The 3,106-nt window shown below is 40.4% G+C and carries 2 protein-coding genes and 1 pseudogene; all 3 read right to left on the bottom strand.

The window, feature by feature from the left end; all coding sequences use genetic code 11:
• Positions 1-185 (bottom strand): transglycosylase SLT domain-containing protein (locus tag ACFIKD_RS09125; protein ID WP_375647849.1); only part of this gene is annotated, 185 nt, incomplete at its 3' end.
• Between the two features lie 16 nt (positions 186-201).
• Positions 202-2,316 (bottom strand): hypothetical protein, encoded by a 2,115-nt coding sequence (locus ACFIKD_RS09120; RefSeq protein ID WP_375647846.1) that lies wholly within the window; start codon positions 2,314-2,316, stop codon positions 202-204.
• 1 nt (position 2,317) lies between these two features.
• Positions 2,318-3,106 (bottom strand): annotated as a pseudogene (locus ACFIKD_RS09115) (hypothetical protein); the annotation flags it as partial.

Raw genomic sequence — 3,106 nt, 5'->3', positions numbered from 1 at the left:
CCATATTGTTTGGCGGTGCTATCGATAAATTGATACAACCCACCAGCAGAAGAGTAGGGATTCCTTGCATTCGGATTCCCTCCACTTTCCACTTGCGCAACACGGTACAAATAACTCTCTGGCAAACCATATCGCGCTGCCGTTTGCCGTATCGCTTGATTAACAGAAGGACTATAACGGGTCATAGCCTAATCTCCTCCCTTACTCAAATGCACTCAATAAATTCAACTCCTCCGTTGAGGCTTTTCCCCCACCTCCAAACAAAGCAGCAGAAAGCTTTTTGAACCATTCTTTTGTCGCATATCCCTTATGATGCGCGTTTACCATGCGTTGAATAAGAGCTACAATTTGATCATTCTTAATCTGTGTCCCCCCTGTTAACAATTTGACAACATCCTTTTCAATCCGTTGACGCTCTCTAAACGCCGCCTCTTTGAAAGGAATCCAAGCAGACTTCCCAGCAGCTTTTGCTAATTGTACAGCTGCATCACGTTTACCCGTTGGCATACTGACATTATGCGTAAAAGATATATCTTTATTCGCTACACGACCTGGTATTCTATTATAAAAATCTGCATAATCGGCTTCTTTTTCGACAACCTTCTTGACCGCAGAAGCTTTATCGGCTCCATAAATCTTTGCAAATCGTTTATACAGATCATTCGTACCAAAAATCTCCTTTGCCGTGGACACTTCGTCTTTTGTTTGACCCATGCCTTGTAAAAGTTCTGCCCTTGAGCCCTTTTTAAAGTATTCTTGTTCTCCCTCTGGTAATTCATCAAAGATTTTACTGAACTCATCCTTATTAACCGACTTGCTAAGGATTTTAGAACCTTTACCCATAGCATCTACATCTGAACTATATTGATGATACAATGCCCGCCCTTTCTTATATTCAGACGATATATCATCCATAATCTCTAATAACTTTTTGTCGATCTCTACTAAGCTACGAACTTTGCTATTGTTTCCTTGCCTCTTTTCTGCCCGTATCATAAAATCAATAGCCTCCTTAGTTTTATGGAGAATACCCATGTTGGGTTTCTCTTTAAGAAGGCTAAATTTTTCAGAAGAAAACGGACTGGCTTTATTGCCATCACTAATGAATCCCCTTAGCCCTTTATTATAAGCTTGTTTAAAGTATGGACGCTCCATTAATTCATTAAGTGCCCCATAATATTTCTCTCCTATTGGTATCTTTTTAGCTATTTCATAAAGAGTATGGGATGCTTCTTTCCTACTCGCGATAAGATCACCTTTTAAACCTGTGACATTTTGACGAGGAACAAAGTGTTCATCAGCAGCTTGATGAATACGCTCCCCTCCTTCCAGCGCTCTCTGCCCAGCTCTTTTAGTCAAATCAAGATAAGCTCCTTGATTTCTTTTCGCGATATCAAAAACAAGATCCTGTAAAAAAGGACTATGATCAGCTACGTAATCGGTAGGAACTGCTTTTTTAAAAGATTCTCCTAGCTCTTCAGAAGCCTCCTTACCTAAATGTTTACTGATTGCTCTTAATGTGTCTGTTGCAACACCTTGCTTATGAGAAGGAGAAAAAAGTCTTCGTATTCCGCTTACCGGATAACCAGCCAAATGACCTAAAGCACTTCCAACCAATGCCCCGCCCGCTCCTAAACCTGCACCAGATAACGTACTTGTAAGTGTATTACCAAGTCCTTCGCCTTCTCCTGCGCCATGTAATGCACCAGATGCCGCTCCTACTTTAAGCAAATGAGGTAATGTTGTTTTGTTCGTGATGCCTAAAAATGGACTTGCAAATCGACTTGGAAATGACTGACCAGTGTTCAAAAAGGCTTGACCTAATTTTGACCCCGCCACATTCCTTGCAAGTGTAGGCGCTACAAAGCGTGCTCCTGAGGCTAATAATCCTCCCCCTAAAGTCGCAAGTGAAGGGATTGCCGATCCTAAAGCATTTCCAGCAAAAGAAGTCCAATAATGTTGATCACTCATCCTACGATAATAATCACGTATTCTATTGGCTTCTTTCTCATATTTTTCTATGGTTTTCTTATCTCCAGTCCAATAGTTGTAAAGCCCATTCAAAAAAGCACTTATTGCCAACTCATCATCAGAATCACGTCCTGCCGCTGTGATCCCCGCAATTTCATCATCTAAATTAAAACTCAAACCATGCTTTAAAGAATTCCAAAAGGCTTCACTGCTACTTATTTCGGGATGTTCTGCTTCTTCCTCATCAGAATGGTTGTTATAGTCTGATATGTGTCCAATAATAGGATATTGATCATCATTCCAAACCTGACGTTTTCCAACGTTATCATTCTTATGATTAAGCATTTTAGTATCTCTTTATTCTAATATTACCATCTGCATCTTGAATTTTTGTTCCTATCTCAAATTTAGCGCTCTCTTTGGGACTGGATACCTTCACAAACTCCATAACGCCTTTTTTCTGAGTATTATATTTATCAGAGATTTCTTGAGGGGTTATCTTCCCCGTCATCCAATCATGCAAATCAGTTTTCTGAAGCTTATTTAAAGCATTAAATGTTATTTCAAGATTTTCTAAAGTTTTCAGTAGCCCTTTTGTATTACGCGCAGAATCTAAAGAACCAAAGGTTGCTACCATCGTCCGACTTTCGTAATCTGATATAGGACCAACACTAAGACTTCCTCTAGGATCCATCGATTTTAAGCTCTCAAATACCGCCTTTAAAGCACCACCCTTAATCGTATCAAATAAATTTTCTAATTCATTCGCAGGAGTTCCTCCAATTCCACGCGTAGCCCACGCCTTAAACCCGTTAATCTTATGTTTGCGAATGAGTGCAATCGAATCACGAATAGCATCTATCCCAGCGTTCATCTGATGTTTTGTGGCAATAATATTTTTTTGCTTTTTACCCTCCCACTCTTTCTGTGCTTGTAGCTTCTGATTATACTCCAATGCCTGTAGAGTCCCTGACATCGGTCTCTGTCCACGTTCACCTGTCTCTGGATCGGTATACCATTCATGCCCCGCAAGTAGTTTAGGAGTATCACCACCTGTTAGCAATGCACTAAGCATTTGAGGATTCCGTGCCATGACAGCAGCTTCTTCATCACTGTAGCCTTTGGACTTTAAATA

Origin of the sequence: Bartonella sp. CR84HXZ (assembly GCF_042194535.1) — a bacterium.
GTDB lineage: Bacteria > Pseudomonadota > Alphaproteobacteria > Rhizobiales > Rhizobiaceae > Bartonella > Bartonella grahamii.
The sequence above is the reverse complement of the archived record's forward strand: the minus strand, read 5'-3'. Positions and strand labels throughout refer to the sequence as shown.